The organism is Streptomyces sp. NRRL S-455 (assembly GCF_000717875.1).
Taxonomy (GTDB): Bacteria; Actinomycetota; Actinomycetes; order Streptomycetales; family Streptomycetaceae; genus Streptomyces.
The window spans coordinates 157860-179898 of sequence record NZ_JOCT01000011.1 but is presented as its reverse complement, the minus strand read 5'-3'; the positions used below and the strand labels follow the sequence as shown (position 1 = coordinate 179898).

The window sequence follows — 22039 nt, the reverse complement described above, 5'->3', positions numbered from 1 at the left end:
TGACTACGCTCGTTCCTCCATATGAGCCGTGACCGTTGGGGACACAGAGAATGCGCAGCGCAATCGTGACGCCTGGAGGGGACCGGATCCGGTGGGTCGAGCTGGCGGGGGAGGGCCCGACCCGTGTCTACGTGCACGGCCTTGGAGCCACCTCACCTGCGTACTTCGCCGAGGTCGCCGTCCATCCCCTGCTCGCCGGCCACCGTTCACTCCTCGTCGACCTGTTGGGTCACGGCATCAGCGACCGGCCGACGGACTTCGACTACACCCTGGAAGCCCATGCTGACGCCCTGGCCGTCGCCCTGACCCACGCGGGGGTCGCCGACGCGGAGCTGATCGCGCACAGCATGGGTGGTTCCGTCGCCATCGTTCTGGGGGCTCGCCACCCTCGTCTGGTGTCCCGTTTGGTTCTGGTCGACGCCAACCTCGACCCGATCACACCGGCCCTCGGCGCCCTGGGGAGCAGCGGCATCGCCGCCTACTCCGAGCAAGAGTTCCTCGACGGTGGCTGGAAACGCGTCCGCGACCTGGCAGGCAGCCACTGGTGGTCCACCATGCGCCTCGCAGGCCGCGAGGCCCTGCACCGCAGCGCTCTCCACCTCACCCGGGGTACCACCCCGACGATGCGTGAGCTTCTCCTGCGCATGAGCATCCCACGCACCTGTCTGTTTCCCGCCGCCGACGGCCCGATCAGGGGCGCCGAGGCGCTGGCAGCGGCCGGCGTCTCCGTGCTCGCGGTTCCCGACTGCGGCCACAACATCATGCTGGACAATCCGAACGAGTTCGCGCGTGCCACCGCCGCGGCTCTCACAGGCTGAGACGCGATCCCGCCAGGGAGTCACTCCATGCACCCGGCCACTTCGGACTTACTCGTCTAGCGGATGCCGAACCCGTACACCGTCTCCGAGCGGTACACCTCACCCGGTCGCAGCACCGTCGTCGGGAACTCCGGCCGGTTAGGGGAGTCGGGGAAGTGCTGGGTCTCCAGCGCGATGCCGTCACCGGGCGCGAAGGGCTCGCCCAGATGGTCGGCCGTGTACAGCTGGAGCCCGGGCTCGGTGGTCGCCACCGTCAGTACCCGCCCGGACGCCGGGTCGTGCAGCTCGGCGACCTGCACCGGAACATCCGTCAGGCCCTTGTCCAGCACGAAGTTGTGGTCGTAGCCGGCGCCCACCTTGCGGGACTCACGGAAGTCGAAGCGTGTGCCGGTCACGTCCTCCGGGGCGCCGACCGGGATCAGGTCCGCGTCGACCGGGGTGTACCGGGACGCCGAGAGCCGTAGCTCCTGACCGCCCGCGTCGCCGGAGCCGCCCAGGTTGAAGTAGCTGTGGTTCGTCAGGTTCACCACGGTCGGCGCGTCCGTCACCGCCTCGTACACGATCCGCAGCGCGCCGCTCGCGTCGAGCGTGCAGGTCGCCGAGACCGCCAGCCGCCCCGGGAACCCCTCTTCCCCGTGCGGGCTGACCCGCGCGAGCCGCACACCGTGCTCGACGGGCGTCCCCTCCCACACGCGCTTGTCGAAGCCACGCGCCCCACCGTGCAGCGAGTTCGGCCAGTTGTTCGGTTCCAGCGCGTACGTTCGCCCGTCCAGGGGGACACGGGCGCCGGCGATCCGGTTGGCGTACCGCCCGATCAGGGCACCGAGGTACGGGCCCGGATGGGCGAGGTAACCGTCGAGGTCCGGGAACCCCAGCACCACGTCCGCTGCCTGCCCGTCTCGGTCCGGCACCTCCACGGACTGCACGATCCCGCCGTACGACAGGATCCGCACCCGGACACCCGCCCGCTCCAAGGTCCAGCGGTGCACCGGCGTGCCGTCGGAAAGTGTGCCGAAGAGTTCGTTCATGTGCGGAACTCTAAGTCAGGCCCGGGTCAGGGGTGCTCAGCCGTCACGGTGCGGTACGCGATCTCGGCCAACCGGGCCTGTCCGTTCACGCTGGGGTGGAAGTAGTCCCAGCGGCTCAACTGGGCGGTGCCGAATCGGTAGTCGTACACCGCGCCCCCGTCGTGGCGGCACCGTTTGTCCTCGGCGCAGACCTCCGCCAGGACCTTGTTGTAGTCCTCGACCCGCTTCTGCACCGTGTCCCGCCGCTCCGTCGCCGCCGCGTCCAGGGCGTCCGCGTCGCCCAGCATCGACGGGCAGATGCCCAGCTGCCAGACCTGCTTGCCCGCCGGGCTGGCGCGGCCCTCGGACCACAGCCGCTTCAGGTTCGGCACACTCGCCACGAACACCTGGGCCTTGGGCAGCGCCCTGCGCAGGCTGCGCAAGGCGTCCTCGAAGTCGGCGCGGAACTCGGAGACCGGCGTCATCGCCGAGGGCGTGGCCCGGCAGGCGTCGTTCGCCCCCACCATCACCGTCACGAGCTGCGGCTTCCGCCGGACCGCCTGGGCGATCTGCGCCGGCAGGTCGGCCATCCGCGCCCCGGTCACGGCGTAGTTCCAGCTCCGCTCGGCGGCCCCGGCCCGGCCCAGCAGCCGCACGGCGAGCGAGTCGACCTCGGGGCTCGCGCCGGTCGCCCAGGACGCCTCCGGACAGTCCGACAGCACGTCACAGGCGTCGAAGGCACGCGTGATGGAATCGCCGACGGCCGCGACGGAACTCGGGCTGCGGTCCCACAGCGGCGTGGGTTTCGGGGACGGCCTGGCGGTACGGGACGGGGCGGGGGAATTGTCACCCACGGCGTCACACCCGGCGACACCCAGGGCCGCCGCCACGGCCACGGCGAGAACGGCCCGCGAGCGGTGGCTTCGCTTCCGCATCCCTGGTCCATCCCCTCGCCGCGCGGTGTCTGTCTGCCCAACCATTAACAACGCACGAGGGTTCCCGACCGATCAGGTGCAACGGCTCACACCCGTACAAGCGTCCCCCTGGGTGAATGGCGGGCGTTTCCCGGCACCGGGACCGACCGTACGTCACACTCCTTGCGCCCCCGCACGGTAGCCTCGCCATCATGTGACCCGCCCGGTCACAGACGTCCGCCCGTTCGCAAGATGTCCCGCTCTGCCCGGAGGTTCCGGTGACGACACGTGGAGTTCTGTACGTGCACTCCGCGCCGCGCGCGCTGTGCCCGCACGTCGAGTGGGCCATCGCCGGGGTGCTCGGCACACGCGTCAACCTGGACTGGATCCGTCAGCCCGCCGCGCCCGGCACCTGGCGCTCGGAGTTCTCCTGGCAGGGTCAGGCGGGCACGGCCTCCAAGATGGCGTCGGCGCTGCGCGGCTGGCACCTCCTGCGCTTCGAGGTCACCGCGGAACCCTGCCCCACCGCGGAGGGCGAACGCTACAGCTGCACCCCCGACCTGGGCATCTTCCACGCCGTCACCGGCATCCACGGCGACATCCTGATCCCCGAGGACCGCCTGCGCGCGGCGCTGCAACGCTCCCAGCGGGATGAGACCGACCTGGAAGCCGAACTCAACAAGCTGCTCGGCAAGCCCTGGGACGACGAACTGGAGCCGTTCCGCTACGCCGGCGAGGGCGCCCCGGTCCGCTGGCTCCACCAGGTGGTGTAAGCGCACCTCAGGGGGACGCCCCAAGGGGCGCGGGGAACTGCGCGAACAACCCCCACCGGCCCGCACTCGGCACACCACACGCCACCGAAACGGCGAGTGGCCCGAACTCAAGAAGAGTCCGGGCCACTCGCCGTAAGACGAGATCAAACCGTCCGGAACGCCAGCACCACGTTGTGCCCGCCGAACCCGAACGAGTCGTTCAAGGCGGCGATACGGCCCTCGACGGGCAGCTTCCGGGCCTCACCACGGACGACGTCGGCATTCGCCTCGGCCTCCGGGTCGAGGTTCTCCACGTTGATCGTCGGCGGAGCCACCCGGTGGTACAGCGCGAGCACCGTCGCCACGGTCTCCACACCACCCGCACCACCGAGCAGATGCCCGGTCATCGACTTCGTCGCGGACACCGCGAAGTGGTCGGCGTCGTCACCGAACACCTTCCGCAGCGCCTTCAGCTCGGCGATGTCACCGGCCGGCGTCGACGTCGCGTGCGCGTTGACGTGCACGATCTCCGCCGGGTTCAGGTCGGTCCGGTCCAGCAGGTTCTGCAGGGCGTGCGAGATGCCCCGCCCCTCCGGCTCCGGCTGCACGATGTCGTGGCTGTCGGCGGAGATGCCCTGCCCGACCGCCTCGGCGTACACCCGGGCGCCACGCTTGGCGGCGTGTTCGGCGGACTCCAGGACGACGACACCGGCGCCCTCACCGAGGACGAAGCCGTCACGGGCGACGTCGTAGGGACGCGACGCGCCCTGCGGGTCGTCGTTGTTCTTGGACATCGCCATCATGTTGCCGAACGCGGCGATGGGCAGCGGGTGGATCGCCGCCTCCGTGCCACCCGCGACGACGACGTCGGCGCGGCCGGTGCGGATCATCTCGATGGCGTAGCCGATGGCCTCGGCGCCCGAGGCGCAGGCGGAGACCGGCGTGTGCACGCCCGCCCGGGCACCCACGGCCAGCCCCACGTTGGCCGACGGGCTGTTGGGCATCAGCATGGGCACGGTGTGCGGGGAGACGCGGCGGACGCCCTTCTCCTTCAGCACGTCGTACTGGTCGAGCAGGGTCGTCACACCGCCGATACCGGAGGCGATGACCGCGCCGAGCCGGTCCGGGTCGATGTTCGGGTCGTCGTCGGCCTTCGCCTCGAAACCGGCGTCGGCCCACGCCTCCTTGGCCGCGATCAGCGCGAACTGCGCCGAGCGGTCCAGACGGCGGGCCTGCGGCCGGGGAATGACCTCGGTCGGCTCCACGGCCACCGGGGCCGCGATCTTGACGGCCTGGTCGGCCGCCCATTCCTGCTCCAGGGGCTTGACACCGGACTTGCCGGCGATCAAACCCTCCCAGGTAGAGGCTGCGTCGCCACCCAGCGGTGTGGTTGCGCCGATACCGGTGACGACCACGGTGTGATTGGTCGAGCTCACGGGAATTCTTTCTCCAACGGATACGAGGATTAAGCGGCGCCACCGCCGGGTGGCGGGGCAGTCAGCCCTAGGACCTGATCGGCCGATCAGCCCTGGTGCTTGAGGATGTAGTCGGTCGCGTCGCCGACCGTCTTGAGGTTCTTGACGTCCTCGTCCGGGATCTTGACGTCGAAGCGCTCTTCGGCGGCGACGACGACCTCGACCATGGACAGCGAGTCGACGTCCAGGTCGTCGGTGAAGGACTTGTCCAGCTGGACGTCCTCAACCGGGATGCCGGCGATCTCGTTCACGATCTCGGCGAGACCGGCGACGATCTCTTCCTGAGTGGCGGCCATGTTGGCGCTCCTTCGTAGATATCCAGAGGGTGTGGCAGGTGGTTCTCACCGTCCCGGACCGCATGATCCGGCACGGAGTGCCTAGGGGAGGGTAACGACAGTCGCGGCGTAGACGAGACCCGCCCCGAAGCCGATGACGAGCGCGGTGTCGCCGCTCTTCGCCTCGCCGGTCGCCAGGAGCCGCTCCATCGCGAGCGGGATCGAGGCGGCCGAGGTGTTGCCGGTGGTGCGGATGTCACGGGCGACCGTGACGTGCTCCGGCAGTTTCAGCGTCTTCACCATCGAGTCGATGATCCGCACGTTGGCCTGGTGCGGGATGAAGACGTCCAGGTCGTCCGAGCTGATGCCGGCCGCGTCCAGCGCCTGCTGGGCGACCTTCGCCATCTCGAACACGGCCCAGCGGAACACCGCCTGGCCTTCCTGGGTGATCGCGGGGAACTTGACGTTGCCCTGGCTGTCCAGCGGGAGCTTGTCCAGATCACCGATCCGGTACTTGTTCCAGGGCACCGTCTGCTTGATCGTTTCGGCCTTGTCGCCCTCGGAGCCCCAGACGGTCGGGCCGATGTGGGGTTCCTGGGAGGGGCCGACGACGACCGCGCCGGCGCCGTCACCGAAGAGGAACGCGGTGGCCCGGTCCTCCAGGTCGGTGAGGTCGGACAGCCGCTCCACGCCGATGACGAGGACGTACTCAGCGGAGCCCTCGACGACCATGCCCTTGGCGAGGGTCAGACCGTATCCGAAGCCCGCGCAGCCGGCCGAGATGTCGAAGGCGGCGGCCTTCGCGGTGCCGAGCTTGTCGGCGATCTCCGTGGCGACGGCCGGGGTCTGGCTGAAGTGCGAGACGGTCGAGACGAGGACGGCGCCGATCTGCTCGGCCGAGATGCCCGCGTCCGCGATGGCCTTGCCGGACGCCTCGATCGACATGGCGGCGACGGTCTCCTCGTCGTTCGCCCAGTGCCGGGTCTCGATGCCGGAGCGGGAGCGGATCCACTCGTCGGAGGAGTCGATCTTCTCCAGGATCACGTCGTTGGGCACCACACGCACCGGGCGGTAGCCGCCGACGCCGTGGATGCGTGCGTATGGGGCGCCCTTGCTCGGCCTGATCTTCGACATTTCTGTCTGGCTCCTAGGGTCTCAGGCGCCCGCCGCGTCGGCGGCAGGTGTCGATGTCTCGGCGATGAGCTCACGAGCGGCGTCGAGGTCGTCCGGGGTCTTGAGGGCCACCGTCTTCACACCCGGCAGTGCGCGCTTGGCGAGACCGGTGAGCGTGCCGCCCGGGCAGACCTCGATCAGCCCGGTCACGCCCAGCTCCTTGAAGGTCTCCATGCACAGGTCCCAGCGGACCGGGTTGGCGACCTGGCCGACCAGACGCTCCAGCACCTCGGCGCCGGTCGCGACGGCCTTGCCGTCCTTGTTGGAGACGTAGGTGACGGCCGGGTCCGCGGGCGCCAGCTCCTCGGCGGCCTTGGCGAGGGCGTCCACGGCCGGGCCCATGTGGTGCGTGTGGAAGGCGCCGGCGACCTGGAGCGCCACGACCCGGCGGACGCCCTCGGGCTTGTCCGCCTCCAGCGCGGCGAGCTGCTCCTTGGTGCCGGCCGCGACGATCTGGCCCGCGCCGTTGATGTTCGCCGGGGTCAGGCCCAGCTTCTCCAGGTGCGGAACCGTCACTGCGGGGTCGCCGCCGAGGAGCGCGGCCATGCCGGTCTCGGTGACGGCGGCGGCCTCGGCCATGGCGAGCCCGCGGGTGCGGACCAGACGGAGGGCCTCCTCGTGGGGGAGTGCCCCGGCGATCGACGCGGCGGTGAACTCGCCGACGCTGTGCCCGGCGACGGCGCCGACCTTCCGCGGGAGGTCGGCCGGGTCGTCGAACAGCATCGCCGCGGACGCCATGCCGGCCGCGACCAGCAGCGGCTGCGCCACCGCGGTGTCGCGGATCTCCTCCGCGTCGGCCTCGGTGCCGTAACGGATCAGGTCGAGCCCCACGGCGTCGGACCATGCCTCGAGGGCACCGCGGACACCGGGGAAGTCGAGCCATGCAGTCAGGAAGCCGGGCGTCTGGGCGCCCTGGCCGGGAGCGACGAGTACGAGCACTCTCACACTCTCTCTTGGGGACGGCCACGGCCGCCCGTGGGGACAAGGACGAAGAACAACGGGGGGTTTTGTCGAGCCTCGACAAAACCTTAGGGCTGGAGATCTCCATCGACCAGACGCCCCAGGATCAGCGCGATCCGCAGCGTGAAAGCAGAGCGTACATCGGAGGGTGACCAACCGGTGACGTCAGTCACACGTCGGAGCCGGTAGCGGACGGTGTTGGGATGAACGAAGAGCATCCGGGCGGCGCCCTCGAGACTGCTCGCCTGTTCGAGATAGACGCTCAGAGTCTCCAGGAGAGCGGCCCCGGCCTCCTCCAGCGGTCTGTAGATCTCCTCCACCAGCTGCTCGCGCGCCGAGGGGTCACCGGCGATCGCCCGCTCCGGGAGCAGGTCGTCGGCCAGCACCGGGCGCGGGGCGTCCTGCCAGGCGGAACACGCCTTGAGGCCCGCGGCGGCGGCCTGCGCGGACCGGGTCGCGGCCTGCAGGTCGGGCACCACCGGGCCCGCCACGACCGGCCCGGCGGCGAACGGGCCGATGAGCGACTTGGCCACGGCCAGCGGGTTGTCGCTGCCGCCCGCGATGACGACCAGCCGGTCGCCGAGCACCCCGGTGAGCACCTGGAGCTTGGCGTGCCGGGCCGCGCGCCGTATGGCCTCGACGGTCAGCTCGCTGTCCCCGTCGGGCGCCGTGCCGAGCACCACGCAGACGTGTTCGGGCGAGTTCCAGCCGAGGGCGGCGGCCCGGGACACGGCCCCCTCGTCGGCCTCGCCGCTCAGCACGGCGTTCACGACCAGGGACTCCAGCCGGGCGTCCCAGGCACCGCGTGCCTCGGCGGCCTGCGCGTACACCTGGGCGGTGGCGAAGGCGATCTCCCGGGCGTAGACGAGCAGCGCCTCGCGCAGCACGCTCTCGTCGCCCGGGGCCGCGACCTCGTCGATCGCGGACTCCATGACCTCGATGGTGGTGCGCACCATCTCCACGGTCTGCCGCAGCGTGATCGCCCGGGTCAGCTCGCGCGGCGCGGTTCCGAACACGTCGGTGGAGATGGCCTGCGGGGCGTCCGGATGCCGGAACCACTCCGTGAAGGCGGCGATGCCCGCCTGCGCGACCAGACCGATCCAGGAACGGTTCTCCGGGGGCATCGCCCGGTACCAGGGCAGCGTCTCGTCCATCCGCGCGATGGCCTGCGCGGCGAGCGAGCCGGACGACTTCTCCAGCCGCTTCAGCGTCGCGGCATGCGGGTGGACGTCGTGGGCTGCGGCTTCGTTCTTGCCGGTTTCGGGTTCGGGCACGGGGACAAGACTGCCTTATCCGGACGGGAGGGTGCGTGGCCGGGTCTACGGTGGACCTCGTGATGGACGTACGGCGTGGACATGAGCGCTATCCCGGAGGGGACCGGGCCACCGGTATCGAGACGTGGCACGCCTTCTCCTTCGGCCCCCACTACGACCCGGACAACCTGCGCTTCGGCTCGCTGCTCGCCTGCAACGAGGAGCGTCTGGCGCCCGGCGCCGGCTTCGACGAGCACCCGCACAGCCACACCGAGATCGTGACGTGGGTGGTGGAGGGCGAGCTGACGCACCGGGACTCCACCGGGCACGAGTCGGTGGTGCGCCACGGAGACGTGCAGCGGCTGAGTTCGGCGGGCGGCGTGCGCCACGTGGAGCGCAACGACGGCCCGGGGCCCCTGACCTTCATCCAGATGTGGCTGGCCCCGCTCCGGCCCGGCGGCGACCCGTTCTACGAGGTCGTCCACGGCATCGCCGACTCCACGCCCTACGCCGTCCCGGAGGCCGGCGCGATGCTGCACGTGCGGCGGCTGGGGGCGGGGGAGCGGACGGCGGTGCCGGACGCGGCGCACGCGTACGTCCATGTCGTACGCGGTGCGGTGCGCCTGGACGGCGAGGAGCTGGACGCCGGCGACGCGGCTCGCGTCACCGAGTCCAAGGGCCTGGAGGCCGAGGGCCTGACCCAGGCCGAGCTGCTCATCTGGGAAATGAGCTAGAGCTCCGCGAGCACCGCGTCCGTGAACGCCGGCCACGCCTCGATCGCCCACGGCCCGAACGCCCGGTCCGTCAGCGCGACGCACGCGGCCCGCGCGTCGGGGTCGATCCACAGGAACGTACCGGACTGCCCGAAATGCCCGAACGTGCGGGGTGAGGACGAAGAGCCCGTCCAGTGCGGCGACTTGGAGTCGCGGATCTCGAAGCCGAGCCCCCAGTCGTTGGGGTTCTGGTGGCCGTACCCCGGCAGGACACCCTTCGTGCCCGGGTAGTGCACGGTCATCGCCTCGGCGACCGTACGCGGGTCCAGCAGACGCGGCGCCTGCACCTCGGCCGCGAACCGCAGCAGATCCTCGACCGTGGACACGCCGTCCTTGGCCGGAGAGCCGTCGAGGCTCGTCGAGGCCATCCCCAGCGGCTCCAGCACCGCCTGCCGCAGGTACTCCGCGAACGGGATGTCGGTGGCCTTCGCGACATGGTCGCCCAGCTGCTCGAAGCCGGCGTTCGAGTACAGCCGCCGCTCCCCGGGCGGGGCCGTGACCTTGTGCTCGTCGAAGGCGAGGCCCGAGGTGTGCGCGAGCAGGTGCCGGACCGTCGAGCCGGGCGGGCCCGCGGGCTCGTCGAACTCGATCGCGCCTTCCTCGTAGGCGACGAGCACCGCGTAGGCGGCCAGCGGCTTGGTCACCGACGCGAGCGGGAACCGCTGTCCGGCCGGTCCGTGGGTGCCGAGGACGGTGCCGTCCGCTCGTACGACACCGGCCGCAGCGGTGGGAACCGGCCAGTTCTCGATCAACGCGAGGCTCTTCAGCGACATGCGTTCGAGCCTATGCGCTCAGAGCGTGAGCTCCAGCAAGGGGTCGGGCTTGGGCCGGAAGCCGAGGGACACGTACAGCGGTTCCGCCTCCGGCGAGGCCGTCAGTTGCACGCGCCGGGCGCCACGCTCGCGGAACCACTCCAGCAGGCTGGTCATGCACGCCCGCGCGTACCCGCGTCGCCGGGCGTCCGGGTCGGTGGCGACGCTGAAGACGAACCCCACCATGCCCCGCGGGTCACCCGACTTCCCGATGCGGTAGTCGATCGTCCCGGCCACCAGCGACGCCAGCGCCCCCGGCCGCTCCGGGTGGTCCACGACGAACGCCACGAAGTCCCCGTCCGGCTCGCCCAGTTTGCTTCTCAGCGTCGGGAGGGAATCCCCGTGCCAGGCGATGGAGGGGTCGGCGGCGAACACCGAGTCGATCATGATTTGGCGCAGGCGCAGGACTTCCCCGGCGTCTTCGGGCAGGGCGCGGCGTACGAGACTCATGACTCCGTACGCTAACCAGCCGGTTCAGGAAACGTCCTGCCGATTTCTTACCGTCGGCGCTTGCTTGGAGTGCACTCCAAGGTCCTAGCGTTGGAGCCATGACGGTGATGGAAACCACGGGGGCCAGGACCGACACCTGCGCCGGGCCGCCGCCGCAGAGCAGGCGCCCGGACGGCCAGGACAGGTACACGATCAGTGAGGTCGTCGCCTTCACCGGCCTGACGGCGCACACCCTGCGCTGGTACGAGCGCATCGGCCTGATGCCGCACATCGACCGGTCCCACACCGGCCAGCGCCGCTACACCAACCGCGATCTCGACTGGCTCGACCTCGTCGGCAAGCTCCGTCTGACGGGCATGCCGGTCGCGGACATGGTGCGGTACGCGGAACTGGTGCGCGAGGGCGACCACACCTACGGCGAGCGCTTCGAGCTGCTGAAGACGACCCGTGAGGACGTCCTGGCCAGGATCGACGAACTCCGGGGCACGCTCGCCGTGCTCGACCGGAAGATCAGTATCTACGCGGACGCCGGGCGTGGCCCGGTGTCGGAGAGGTCCCGATGACGGACGGCAGGATCACGACGGCGAAGCTCGGCGACGACGGCCCCGAGGTGGGCGTCCAGGGCCTCGGCTGCATGGGCATGAGCTTCGGCTACGGCCCCTCGGACGCGGACGCGTCCCGGGCCACCCTGGAACGCGCCCTCGAACTGGGCGTCACCCTCTACGACACGGCCGACGCGTACGGCGCGGGGGAGAACGAGCGGTTCCTGGCCCCGTTCTTCAAGGCGCACCGCGACGAGGTCGTCATCGCGACCAAGTTCTCCCTGTCGATCCCACCGGACGACCCGACCCGCCGGGTGATCCGCAATGACCCGCCCTACATCCGCCAGGCCGTCGAGGCCAGTCTGAAGCGCCTCGACGTCGACGTCATCGACCTCTACTACATGCACCGGCGCGATGTGAACGTGCCGATCGAGGAGACCGTCGGCACGATGGCCGACCTGGTCCGCGAGGGCAAGGTCAAGCACCTCGGCCTGAGCGAGGTCACGGCCGACGAGCTGCGCGCCGCCCACACCGTCCATCCCGTCGCAGCCGTGCAGTCGGAGTGGTCGCTGTTCAGCCGCGACATCGAGCCGAAGGTGGTTCCGGCGGCCCGCGACCTGGGCGTGGCCCTCGTCCCGTACTCGCCCCTGGGCCGCGGATTCCTCACGGGCTCCTTCGCCAACGCCGACCAGGACCTGACCCCGGACGACTTCCGCCGCCAGCAGCCTCGCTTCACGGGCGAGAACGCGACGAGGAACGCGGCCCTGCTGGAGCTGATCCGCTCGGTGGCCGACGCCCATGGCGCCTCTGTGGGCCAGATCGCCCTTGCCTGGGTCCAGCAGCAGGCCTCGGTCCACGACCTCCCCGTCATCCCCATCCCGGGCACCCGCAAGCCGTCCAGGGTGGAGGAGAACGCGGCAGCGACGAGGATCGTCCTGACGGATGAACAACTGGACCTGCTGGACGGCATAGCGGCCCAGGTGGCGGGCAACCGCTACGCGGACATGGCCTTCACCTCTGCAGGCAGGGAGTAGAGAAACACCCCAGGGGCGCGGGGCCGCATCGATATGCGGCTCCGCCGCCTGGGCGCGACCGGCCACGGACAACCCGCACTCGCCGGCGCGCAGCACCCCGCAGACGCTAGAGCTCCGCCAGCAACTCGGCCTTTTTGACCGAAAACTCCTCATCTGTCACGAGCCCGGCCTGATGCAGCTCCCCGAGATGCCGAATCCGCTCGGCGATGTCCGCAGGATCACGGCGCGGGCCGGCCGCGGAAACGGCAACCACCGGGCTGGACGCCCGCACCGCCGCCAGCACCGCCGCGGCGAACGGCAGCGACTCGTGCACGGGCCCGTACCCCAGCCCGAACACCACCGCCGCGGGATCCTGGTCGGCCTGCGCGGCCGACGCCCCCGCGTCCCGCCGCACCAACCGCAGATGCCCCTCGAACACCTCCGGCGACCGCCACTCCACCCCGCTCAGCTCCCCGACGGGAAACGTCTGGTCGCCGGCCTTCCACTTCGCCGACGACGCCCCCGTCCAGAACCACCGGAAGTTCACGGTCCGACCGTCGAAGGTCGCCTTCCCGTCGTACGCCTTGAACGACAACGGCCCCTTCGGCGGCTCCACCAGAAACCGCTCCGCCGGCCCGGACTCCCTGAGCAGCGACTTCAGCTCGTCGGCGTAGTACTCGGCGAGCACCTCCCGCTCGGCGGGCAGCACCAGCCGGTAGGGATCGCCGCTCTCTTTCAGCTGCCCGGCGGCCGCCTCCATCAACGGGTCCGCTCCGGGCCGCGGTTCGACGCGCAGCACGACCGTGCCGCGTCTCCCGCGCGTCAGCGTCACCCCGGCGATCGCGTCGAGCGGAACGCGGCGTTCGCCCAGCGCCTGGAAGAGCTTGGGTGTCCGAATCCCCCGTTCGTAACGGATGAGCACGGAGTCGGACTCGAACTCCCAGGCGGCATGAAATCCGGCCAGTACGTCACCCATGCGGCTCATCGTATGCGGCACGCGCTCCTCCGTCCCCCTCCCGAGCAGACCGCAGTTCCTGCGCCTCTACGCGCGTCAGGCCGCCGCCGTACCGGACAAACCGGTCCGGCACACGCCGTCCTCCTGCGCGCAGTGCACCGAGCGGTATGCGCCGACGCCGATCTCTGCGAAATTCATCAGACTTGCCGTACCCGGCTCGAAGTAGCCGGCGTGACCCTTCGCCCCCTGCGCCGACAGCACCCGCGCGCCGAACCCGGCGGACATCGGGTCGGCCCCGTGGCCCAGCCCGCCGACCTCCAGGTACGGCACGTCCTGGATCCAGTCGTCGGCGTCCCGCATCGCCCACACACGGGCGGTGGTGTGCAGCTGGGCGGCCTTCTGGACGCGCATGCCGGGGCTGCCGGCCACGGCGATGTCGGCCACCCGGCCGGGCAGCTCGCGCGCCGCGACCCCGCACACCACCGAGCCGTAGCTGTGGCAGAACAGCGAGACCGGCGAGCCGCCGGGCAGCGCCCGCACCAGCGCGTTGAGCCGGACCGCGCCCTCCTCGGCGCGCATCGCCGTCGCCGAGTCGATGCCGAGTCCGCTCGGCGCCTTGTAGTCGGCCCAGGCGATCACGGCCGTACGGGTCGAGGGGCTCGCCGTCCTCTCGGCCGCGTACAGCGACTTGGCCATGCCGACGGGCGCCGAGTACTCGCGGTTCGTGCGCTGGAAGGTGAGCAGGTCGGTGTCCACACCGGGAACGACGACCGAGATCCGGTCCGCCTTCCGCAGGTCGCCGAAGACCTCCGCCACCCGGCCCGAGCCCTCGGGGTCGAAGGCCAGGATGCGGCGGCCCTTCTCCATGAGGTCCTCGAAGCGGTGCATCCTGCGGCCGGCCTCGTGCTTCCCGGCCCGGGTGAGGCGCTCGTCGTGCATGCGTTCCCGCTCGACCTCGCGCGCCTTGGCGAGCGCGATGCGGTTGGCGCGGTAGCGCAGCTCGACCGGGGCACCGTTCATGTTGCCGACCGCGAGCGGATACTTCCGGACCAGGCCCGCCTGCTCCCGCTCGGTGAGCGAGGCGAAGAAGCGGGCCAGTTTCTTCGGCTGGGACTGCGGGTCCGGCAGCCGGTGACCGCCGATGCGGCCGTGCTCCCAGGCGGAGAGCGAGGCCTGCAGCGGCGTGTCGCCCCGCTGGTTGCGCAGGGCGGTCCAGCCGGTGGTCGCCAGCATCACGAACACGACGGCCAGAGCGAGCAGTGCGCGCCAGACGTTCAGCTGCGGGGAGGTGTCGAAGGAAGTCACTGAAAGGACACACTAGGAGAACGAGAGGGTCTCGCGTTAACCAAGTGACCGGGATCACGTTTCGGTGTGTGTGCTAAGGGGAGGGCTCTGTACGCCAGTTCTCCGCCAGGGCCGGACCCACCTGATCCAGGTAGGTCGTGGTGAGTTGGCGCATCGCGTCGAGGCTGAGGTCGTCCCCCGCGGACCACAGTCTCTCGGTGACACGAATCACCCCGCCGAACAGGGCCACGATGATCCTGGGCCGCGGATCCACGTCCGCGTCGAGCCCCTCGCGCTCGGCGATGATCTGCGCGAGCTGCTCCTCCAGCTCCGCCGCCCGCCGCAGATGCGCGGCGAGCAGTGCGGGCGTCGACTCGATCACCCGGTAGACGCGCATGTGGAGCTCGATCGGCACGAGCTCCTCGACGGCCTCGTTGATCCTGTCCCAGCTCTCCAGCACGGCCCGGCGCAGCGCGTCCAGCGGCGGCTCGCCCGGCGGCCGCGCCCGTACGGCCTCGACGACGTGTGCCTCGGCCAGCCGCGGCACGAAGAACGCCGTCTCCTCCTTGCCGGCGAAGTAGCGGAAGAAGGTGCGCTGCGAGACGTCGACGGCGGCGGCGATGTCGTCGACGGTCGTCTCCTCGTACCCCCGCGTGGCGAACAGTTCCAGGGCGGCCCGCAGCAGCGCGTCCCGGGTGCGCAGCTTCTTTCGTTCGCGCAGGTTCAACAGGTGCCTCTCGTCTGCGGTGTCTTCCCAGTTCAGGCTATACGGGCGTGACGTGACAGTTACCGACTAGTGAATTGGTTTGTCAATTGTCAGTGGCTGTCATTAGCCTCGGCGTATGACTAGTCAGACCACCATCGACACGACGGGGTCGGGGGGCGCACCGGACGCGCCGTCGGACGCGACGCCGGGCAAGGGGCTGCGCGGGCACCCCTGGCTCACCCTCATCACCGTCGCTGTGGGGGTCATGATGGTGGCCCTCGACGGCACCATCGTGGCCATAGCCAACCCGGCGATCCAGAAGGACCTCGGCGCCACCTTCGCCGAGGTGCAGTGGATCACCAACGGATACTTCCTCGCCCTCGCGGTCTCCCTGATCACCGCCGGCAAGCTCGGCGACCGCTTCGGCCACCGGCAGACGTTCCTCATCGGCGTCGTCGGCTTCGCCGCCGCCTCGGGCGCCATCGGGCTGTCCGACAGCATCGCGTTCGTCGTCGTCTTCCGCGTCCTGCAGGGCCTGTTCGGCGCGCTGCTGATGCCGGCCGCGCTCGGCCTGCTGCGGGCCACCTTCCCGGCCGAGAAGCTGAACATGGCCATCGGCATCTGGGGCATGGTCATCGGCGCGTCCACGGCGGGCGGCCCGATCCTCGGCGGCGTGCTCGTCGAGCACGTCAACTGGCAGTCGGTGTTCTTCATCAACGTGCCGGTCGGTGTCCTCGCCGTGGTCCTCGGCGTGCTGATCCTGCTGGACCACCGCGCCGAGAACGCCCCGCGCTCCTTCGACATCCTGGGCATCGCCCTGCTGTCGACGGCCGTGTTCTGCCTGGTGTGGGCGCTCATCAAGGCCCCGCCGTCGGAGTGGGGCTGGGGCGACGCGAAGACGCTCGGCTTCCTCGGCGCCGCCGTGCTGGGCTTCGCGCTCTTCGCCTTCTGGGAGACGAAGGTCAAGGAGCCGCTGATCCCGCTCGCCCTGTTCCGCTCCGTGGCGCTGTCCGCGGGTGTCGTGCTGATGGTCCTGATGGCCATCGCGTTCATGGGCGGCCTGTTCTTCGTGACGTTCTACCTGCAGAACGTGCACGGCATGAGCCCGATCGACGCGGGCCTGCACCTGCTGCCGCTCACCGGCATGATGATCGTCGGCTCGCCGCTCGCCGGTGCGATGATCACCAAGTTCGGCCCCCGGGTCCCGCTCGCGGGCGGCATGGCGCTCACCGCGATCGCCATGTACGGGATGTCGACGCTGGAGACGGACACCGGCAGCGGCATCATGTCGCTCTGGTTCGCCCTGCTCGGCCTCGGTCTCGCGCCGGTCATGGTCGGCGCCACCGAAGTCATCGTCGGCAACGCGCCGATGGAGCTGTCGGGTGTCGCCGGTGGTCTCCAGCAGGCCGCCATGCAGATCGGCGGCAGCCTCGGTACGGCCGTGCTGGGCGCGGTGATGGCCTCCAAGGTCAACAGCGACCTCGCGGGCAACTGGACCGAGGCGGGGCTCCCGCCGCTCACGCCGGAGCAGGAGCACCAGGCGTCCGAGGCGGTCCAGGTCGGTGTCCCGCCGGTGGCCCCGGGCACGCCGGACGCCATCGCCGCGAAGATCACGGGTGTCGCGCACGACACGTTCATCTCGGGCATGAGCGCGGCGTCACTCGTCGCCGCCGGGGTGGCCGTGGTGGCGGTACTGGTGGCGTTCCTGACGAAGCGTGGTGAGAACGCGGGCGCCGGCGCGGGTGCGGCGCACATCTGACGGTCTCTTGACGGGGTGTTCGCTCATCAGGGTGTACACCACCGTCCAACGCTCCCCTTCAGCGGGCACCGCAGGTCACAGTGGGTCAAGTCCTCCGCAGGGCCTGGAGGGCGGACGCTGCGGCGCGCTGCTGGAGGGGGGCAGCGCGCGGGCAGCGGGATTGAAGCCTGTTCCGGGGGTACTCGCCCTGACATACCCGACCGAACCCCGACCGACCGAGGGTTCAAGGGAGTTACGGGAGTCGATGATGGCGAGCTTCGGACACGGAACGCGCAGGCACCCCCGCTCACGTGGCCGGACGTGGTCACGGACCGGGCCGGATCGCGCGACGCTCGGAATCATCGGAGTCATCTGCGCGGTTGCCGGTTTCTTCGTGCTGGGGATCATCCTCGGCCCCGCGGCGATCGTCTGCGGCTGGCTCGCCATGGGCCGCACGTGGGCGGGCTCCCGCCCCGTCACGGCCGTGGTCGCCCTGGTACTGGGCGCCATCGACACGCTCCTGGCCATCATCTGGCTGTCCGGAGCGGCAAACCCGGGCAACGGCATGCTGTTCTGACGTGCCGTTCCTCCCCGGGGAAGTGAGGGAAGGGCCTCCGGCGACCGAGCCGGAGGCTCACCTTCAGGTCATTTCACCGACGTCCCCTTCAGCGCCGCCAGTTCGTCGCGCAGCGCCCGGACCTCCTCCGTCAGCTCCTGGATCGCCTCCGTCTGCCGCCGCTCCTCCACGTCGTCCTTCTCGAACCGGGCGATGAACCAGGCGGCGATGTTCGCCGTCACCACACCGAGCAGCGCGATCCCCGACAGCATCAGCCCGACCGCGAGCATCCGCCCCAGCCCGGTGGTGGGCGCGTGATCCCCGTAGCCCACGGTCGTCATCGTCGTGAAGGACCACCACACGGCATCGCCCAGCGTATGAATGTTCCCGCCCGGCGCGTCCCGTTCCACCGAGAGCACCGCCAGCGAGCCGAACATCAGCAGCCCGACCACCGAGCCGCCGATGTACGTCGTGAGCTTGATCTGCGAAGCCATCCGCGCCCGCTGGCCGACGAGCAGCAGCGTGGACACCAGCCGCAACAGCCGCATCGGCTGCAGCAAGGGCAGCAACACCGCCAAGAGATCGAGCCAGTGCGTCCGGACGAACAGCAGCCGCTGCTCGGAGAGGCCGAGCCGAACCAGGTAGTCGAGGGCGAACGCGCCCCACACCACCCACTCGACCGCCGTGCACAGGTCCACCAGGGACCGGCTCGCGTCCGGCCGGACGATCGGCACGGCATAGGCGACGGCGAAGGCGAGGGCCAGCCCGAAGAGTGGCCGCTGCGTGTGCTGTTCCCAACGGAGTTGGGCCGACTGCTGCTGCATGGCCGAATCGTAGGAAACGTGAAGGGGTGGTGCGCCCACGGTGCACCCGTGAGGCTCACCACCCCTTGATCGTGTCTTAGGCGTTACGCGTCGCCGCCCGCGACCCCCGGGTCGGCCGCCGCCACGTCGAGCAGCTGGTACCGGTCGATGGCCTGCTTGAGCACCGACCGGTCGACCTTGCCCGCACGGGCCAGCTCGGTCAGCACCGCCACCACGATCGACTGCGCGTCGATGTGGAAGAAGCGGCGGGCCGCACCGCGCGTGTCGGCGAAGCCGAAGCCGTCCGCGCCGAGCGACTGGTAGGTCTGCGGCACCCAGCGCGCGATCTGGTCCGGAACCGACCGCATCCAGTCGGACACCGCCACGACCGGTCCCTGTGCGTCCGCCAGCTTCCGCGTCACGTACGGCACCCGCTGCTCCTCCTCGGGGTGCAGCAGGTTGTGCTCCTCGCAGGCCACGGCCTCGCGCCGCAGCTCGTTCCAGGAGGTCGCCGACCAGACGTCCGCCTTGACGTTCCAGTCGTCGGCCAGGATCTGCTGCGCCTCGACCGCCCAGGGGAGCGCCACACCGGAGGCCAGGATCTGCGCCGGGGTGGAGCCGGCCGTGCCCTCGCTGAACCGGTAGAGGCCCTTGAGGATGCCGTCGACGTCCACGTTCGTAGGCTCGGCCGGGTGCTGGATCGGCTCGTTGTAGACGGTCAGGTAGTAGAAGACGTCCTCGCCGTGCGGGTGCTCGGGCGAGCTGCCGTACATCCTCCGCAGCCCGTCCTTCACGATGTGCGCGATCTCGAAACCGAACGCCGGGTCGTACGCCACACAGCCCGGGTTCGTCGAGGCGAGCAGCTGCGAGTGGCCGTCGGCGTGCTGCAGGCCCTCGCCGGTCAGGGTCGTACGGCCGGCCGTCGCGCCCAGGACGAAACCGCGTGCCAGCTGGTCGGACATCTGCCAGAACTGGTCGCCGGTGCGCTGGAAGCCGAACATCGAGTAGAAGACGTAGACCGGGATCAGGGGCTCGCCGTGCGTGGCGTAGGCCGAGCCGGCGGCGATCAGGGAGGCCGTGCAGCCCGCCTCCGAGATGCCGTCGTGCAGCATCTGGCCGTTCGGCGCCTCCTTGTAGGCGAGCAGCAGGTCACGGTCGACCGACTCGTACTGCTGGCCGAGCGGGTTGTAGATCTTCGCACTCGGGAAGAACGAGTCCATGCCGAACGTGCGGTACTCGTCCGGCGCGATCAGCACGAACCGCTTGCCGATTTCCTTGTCCCGCATGAGGTCCTTGAGGAGCCGGACGAACGCCATCGTCGTCGCGATGGATTGCTGGCCCGAGCCCTTCTTCACGGTCGCGTACGTCTTGTCCTCGGGCAGCGGCAGCGGCTTGGAGCGGACGACACGGGTCGGGACGTAACCGCCGAGGCTCTTGCGGCGGTCGTGCATGTACTGGATCTCCTCCGTGTCCCGGCCCGGGTGGTAGTAGGGCGGGACGCCGGACTCCAGTTCCTTGTCGGAGATCGGCAGGTGGAGGCGGTCGCGGAAGCGCTTGAGGTCGTCGACCGTCAGCTTCTTCATCTGGTGCGTGGCGTTGCGGCCCTCGAAGTTCGGGCCCAGCGTCCAGCCCTTGATCGTCTTGGCGAGGATCACCGTCGGCTGGCCCTTGTGCTCCACGGCCGCCTTGTACGCCGCGAAGATCTTCCGGTGGTCGTGACCGCCGCGGCCCAGGTGCAGGATCTGGTCGTCGGTCATGCCCTCGACCATCGCGCGCAGCCGGTGGTCGTCGCCGAAGAAGTGGTCGCGGATGTACGCGCCGGTCTCCGTGGCGTACGTCTGGAACTGTCCGTCCGGCGTGGTGTTCATCTTGTTGACCAGCACGCCGTCCCGGTCCTGGGCGAGCAGCGGGTCCCAGGTGCGGTCCCAGACCAGCTTGATCACGTTCCAGCCGGCGCCGCGGAAGACCGACTCCAGCTCCTGGATGACCTTGCCGTTGCCGCGCACCGGGCCGTCGAGGCGCTGCAGGTTGCAGTTGACCACGAAGGTCAGGTTGTCCAGGCCCTCCCGGGCGGCGATCGTGAGCTGGCCCAGCGACTCCGGCTCGTCCATCTCGCCGTCCCCGAGGAACGCCCAGACGTGCGACTTGGAGGTGTCGGCGATCCCGCGCGCGTGCATGTAGCGGTTCATCCGCGCCTGGTAGATCGCGCCGATCGGGCCGAGGCCCATCGACACCGTCGGGAACTCCCAGAAGTCCGGCATCAGGCGCGGGTGCGGGTACGACGACAGGCCGTAGGGCGCCTTCGACTTCTCCTGGCGGAAGCCGTCCAGGTGCTCCTCGCTGAGCCGGTCCAGCAGGAAGGCGCGGGCGTAGATACCCGGCGAGGCGTGCCCCTGGAAGAAGACCTGGTCGCCGCCGTCGCCCTCGTCCTTGCCGCGGAAGAAGTGGTTGAAGCCGACGTCGTAGAGGGAGGCGGAGGACGCGAACGTGGCGATGTGGCCGCCGACGCCGATGCCGGGCCGCTGGGCCCGGGACACCATCACCGCCGCGTTCCAGCGGGTCGCGTTGAGGATCTTCCGCTCGATCTCCTCGTTGCCCGGGAAGAACGGCTCGTTCTTGGTGGGGATGGTGTTGACGTAGTCCGTGCTGCGCATCTCCGGCACGGCCACGCGCTTCTCGCGGGCCCGCTCGATCAGCCGCAGCATCAGATAGCGGGCACGCTCACGGCCGCGCTCGTCGACGGCGGCGTCGAGGGAGTCGAGCCACTCCTGCGTCTCTTCGGGGTCGAAGTCAGGAACCTGACTCGGAAGGCCGCCAATGATGATCGGGTTTCGATCGGATGCGGAAGCCACGCTGTTCCTTACCTGTCAGAGGGCCTGCGAGGGCCGCTTTTTCGCTGTCGTCGCGGGGGCGTCGTCGCTGGGGCCGCGCCGCTCCCCATGGTCCACCTCGGGGCCGTGAAACGTCATCTCTACCGATCGGTAACCAGTACGTGAGATCGACTCCGTGACGTATGGGGCGAATACCTTCGAGTCTCGTACCCACAGACGATTCCCAAACGCCCAAACAGGGCAGAAAGGTGTGGTGTACGTCACCTCGGACCATGATGGTGTGCCTGGAGTTGCGGTGACACGGCCAGGATCGTCACCGTTTCGGCGGTCTGAACGGCCGGGTACTTGCGCGATCCGTCCCGCCCGTGTGGACTACGGCCAATGCTTCGCGCACGCGCGTGGCTGAGATATTTCCCAAGACATGATCAGGAGGCAACCCGTGAGCGCGACCGCGGACCACGCGGAGGAGCGGACGAACCCTGCCGCCAGGCTGGGGTTCCAGCCCGGGCAGGTGGTCCAGGAGATCGGCTACGACGACGACGTGGATCAGGAACTCCGCGAGGCGATCGAAAGCATCGTCGAGGGCGACCTGATGGACGAGGACTACGACGACGTGGCCGACGCCGTTGTGCTGTGGTTCCGTGACGACGACGGCGACCTGACGGATGCGCTGGTCGATGCCACCACGTACATCGAAGAGGGCGGTGCCATCCTGCTCCTCACGCCGAAGACCGGCCGTTCGGGCTACGTCGAGCCGAGCGACATCTCGGAAGCCGCCACCACGGCGGGTCTGACGGCGTCCAAGAGCGTCAGCGTCGGCAAGGACTGGAGCGGCAGCCGGCTGGCCACGCCCAAGGCGGCCAAGTCCAAGCGTTAGCCGCACGACGCCCGTGAGCGTCAGCCGTACGGCGAGCCCTGAGCGGCGGTCGTACGGCAACCCGCGCCGTGC

General features: G+C 70.0%; 22 protein-coding genes. 8 read left to right on the top strand and 14 right to left on the bottom strand.

Features of this window, described 5'->3' with window-relative positions; all coding sequences use genetic code 11:
- The first annotated feature begins 50 nt into the window (after nucleotides 1–50).
- A complete protein-coding gene (locus IE97_RS0115625) occupies nucleotides 51–818 on the top strand; it encodes an alpha/beta fold hydrolase (protein WP_030239027.1) in 768 nt (255 codons plus the stop codon).
- 56 nt (nucleotides 819–874) lie between these two features.
- On the opposite strand, the gene IE97_RS0115620 is transcribed toward IE97_RS0115625, so the two are convergent.
- Both IE97_RS0115620 and IE97_RS0115615 read right to left on the bottom strand, forming a co-directional pair.
- The gene (locus IE97_RS0115620) at nucleotides 875–1846 is read right to left on the bottom strand and encodes an aldose epimerase family protein (RefSeq protein ID WP_030239025.1); all 972 of its coding nucleotides are present in this window, start codon (nucleotides 1844–1846) and stop codon (nucleotides 875–877) included.
- 26 nt (nucleotides 1847–1872) lie between these two features.
- Nucleotides 1873–2760 carry an SGNH/GDSL hydrolase family protein gene (locus tag IE97_RS0115615; RefSeq protein ID WP_030239023.1) on the bottom strand — a complete coding sequence of 296 codons (888 nt, stop codon included), beginning with the start codon at nucleotides 2758–2760 and terminating at the stop codon, nucleotides 1873–1875.
- Nucleotides 2761–3017: 257 nt separating this feature from the next.
- On the opposite strand from IE97_RS0115615, the gene IE97_RS0115610 reads away from it, so the two are divergent.
- Nucleotides 3018–3512 carry a DUF3145 domain-containing protein gene (locus tag IE97_RS0115610; protein ID WP_030239020.1) on the top strand — a complete coding sequence of 165 codons (495 nt, stop codon included), beginning with the start codon at nucleotides 3018–3020 and terminating at the stop codon, nucleotides 3510–3512.
- Nucleotides 3513–3655: 143 nt separating this feature from the next.
- On the opposite strand, the gene fabF is transcribed toward IE97_RS0115610, so the two are convergent.
- The 5 genes from fabF to fasR form a co-directional block, all read right to left on the bottom strand.
- Complete coding sequence (gene fabF, locus IE97_RS0115605; protein ID WP_030239017.1) at nucleotides 3656–4927, bottom strand: beta-ketoacyl-ACP synthase II; 1272 nt, start codon at nucleotides 4925–4927, stop codon at nucleotides 3656–3658.
- 86 nt (nucleotides 4928–5013) lie between these two features.
- The gene (locus IE97_RS0115600; RefSeq protein ID WP_003989952.1) at nucleotides 5014–5262 is read right to left on the bottom strand and encodes an acyl carrier protein; all 249 of its coding nucleotides are present in this window, start codon (nucleotides 5260–5262) and stop codon (nucleotides 5014–5016) included.
- Between the two features lie 81 nt (nucleotides 5263–5343).
- Nucleotides 5344–6375, bottom strand: a complete 1032-nt coding sequence (locus IE97_RS0115595; RefSeq protein ID WP_030239008.1) for a ketoacyl-ACP synthase III — start codon at nucleotides 6373–6375, stop codon at nucleotides 5344–5346.
- Between the two features lie 21 nt (nucleotides 6376–6396).
- Nucleotides 6397–7353, bottom strand: coding sequence for an ACP S-malonyltransferase (locus tag IE97_RS0115590; RefSeq protein ID WP_030239004.1), 957 nt, complete (start codon nucleotides 7351–7353; stop codon nucleotides 6397–6399).
- An 89-nt stretch (nucleotides 7354–7442) separates the two neighbouring features.
- Complete coding sequence (fasR, locus tag IE97_RS0115585) at nucleotides 7443–8648, bottom strand: fatty acid biosynthesis transcriptional regulator FasR (RefSeq protein WP_030239001.1); 1206 nt, start codon at nucleotides 8646–8648, stop codon at nucleotides 7443–7445.
- 62 nt (nucleotides 8649–8710) lie between these two features.
- Between fasR and IE97_RS0115580 the strand changes: the two genes are divergently transcribed.
- On the top strand, nucleotides 8711–9361 hold the full coding sequence (locus IE97_RS0115580; protein ID WP_030238997.1) for a pirin family protein: 651 nt from the start codon (nucleotides 8711–8713) through the stop codon (nucleotides 9359–9361).
- Here the strand turns inward: IE97_RS0115580 and IE97_RS0115575 are convergent.
- On the bottom strand, nucleotides 9358–10173 hold the full coding sequence (locus IE97_RS0115575) for a serine hydrolase domain-containing protein (protein ID WP_030238994.1): 816 nt from the start codon (nucleotides 10171–10173) through the stop codon (nucleotides 9358–9360). The two genes, IE97_RS0115580 and IE97_RS0115575, sit on opposite strands and share 4 nt — an antisense overlap.
- An 18-nt stretch (nucleotides 10174–10191) precedes the next feature.
- Nucleotides 10192–10662, bottom strand: coding sequence for a GNAT family N-acetyltransferase (locus tag IE97_RS0115570; protein ID WP_030238990.1), 471 nt, complete (start codon nucleotides 10660–10662; stop codon nucleotides 10192–10194).
- A gap of 98 nt (nucleotides 10663–10760) precedes the next feature.
- On the opposite strand from IE97_RS0115570, the gene IE97_RS0115565 reads away from it, so the two are divergent.
- Nucleotides 10761–11225, top strand: coding sequence for a MerR family transcriptional regulator (locus tag IE97_RS0115565; protein ID WP_030238988.1), 465 nt, complete (start codon nucleotides 10761–10763; stop codon nucleotides 11223–11225).
- Complete coding sequence (locus IE97_RS0115560) at nucleotides 11222–12238, top strand: aldo/keto reductase (RefSeq protein ID WP_030238984.1); 1017 nt, start codon at nucleotides 11222–11224, stop codon at nucleotides 12236–12238. Before IE97_RS0115565 ends, IE97_RS0115560 begins: the two co-directional genes overlap by 4 nt.
- Nucleotides 12239–12344: 106 nt before the next feature.
- Here IE97_RS0115560 and IE97_RS0115555 read toward each other — a convergent pair whose 3' ends face one another.
- From IE97_RS0115555 to IE97_RS0115545, 3 genes are all read right to left on the bottom strand, one after another.
- Entirely contained in the window at nucleotides 12345–13202 is an 858-nt protein-coding gene (locus IE97_RS0115555) for a DUF4429 domain-containing protein (protein ID WP_037844358.1), read from the bottom strand.
- Between the two features lie 66 nt (nucleotides 13203–13268).
- Nucleotides 13269–14477 carry an alpha/beta hydrolase gene (locus IE97_RS0115550; RefSeq protein ID WP_030238978.1) on the bottom strand — a complete coding sequence of 403 codons (1209 nt, stop codon included), beginning with the start codon at nucleotides 14475–14477 and terminating at the stop codon, nucleotides 13269–13271.
- A gap of 73 nt (nucleotides 14478–14550) precedes the next feature.
- A complete protein-coding gene (locus tag IE97_RS0115545) occupies nucleotides 14551–15183 on the bottom strand; it encodes a TetR family transcriptional regulator (protein ID WP_234323887.1) in 633 nt (210 codons plus the stop codon).
- Between the two features lie 115 nt (nucleotides 15184–15298).
- Between IE97_RS0115545 and IE97_RS0115540 the strand changes: the two genes are divergently transcribed.
- Complete coding sequence (locus IE97_RS0115540) at nucleotides 15299–16921, top strand: MFS transporter (protein WP_030238972.1); 1623 nt, start codon at nucleotides 15299–15301, stop codon at nucleotides 16919–16921.
- A gap of 244 nt (nucleotides 16922–17165) precedes the next feature.
- On the top strand, nucleotides 17166–17477 hold the full coding sequence (locus IE97_RS0115535) for a hypothetical protein (RefSeq protein ID WP_030238968.1): 312 nt from the start codon (nucleotides 17166–17168) through the stop codon (nucleotides 17475–17477).
- 68 nt (nucleotides 17478–17545) lie between these two features.
- Here IE97_RS0115535 and IE97_RS0115530 read toward each other — a convergent pair whose 3' ends face one another.
- Together IE97_RS0115530 and aceE are read right to left on the bottom strand one after the other, a co-directional pair.
- Complete coding sequence (locus IE97_RS0115530; protein ID WP_030238965.1) at nucleotides 17546–18280, bottom strand: potassium channel family protein; 735 nt, start codon at nucleotides 18278–18280, stop codon at nucleotides 17546–17548.
- Between the two features lie 83 nt (nucleotides 18281–18363).
- Complete coding sequence (gene aceE, locus IE97_RS0115525) at nucleotides 18364–21111, bottom strand: pyruvate dehydrogenase (acetyl-transferring), homodimeric type (RefSeq protein ID WP_030238963.1); 2748 nt, start codon at nucleotides 21109–21111, stop codon at nucleotides 18364–18366.
- Nucleotides 21112–21529: 418 nt separating this feature from the next.
- Here aceE and IE97_RS0115520 point away from each other — a divergent pair, with 418 nt between their 5' ends.
- The gene (locus tag IE97_RS0115520; protein ID WP_030238960.1) at nucleotides 21530–21967 is read left to right on the top strand and encodes a DUF3052 domain-containing protein; all 438 of its coding nucleotides are present in this window, start codon (nucleotides 21530–21532) and stop codon (nucleotides 21965–21967) included.
- Nucleotides 21968–22039 lie beyond the last annotated feature (72 nt).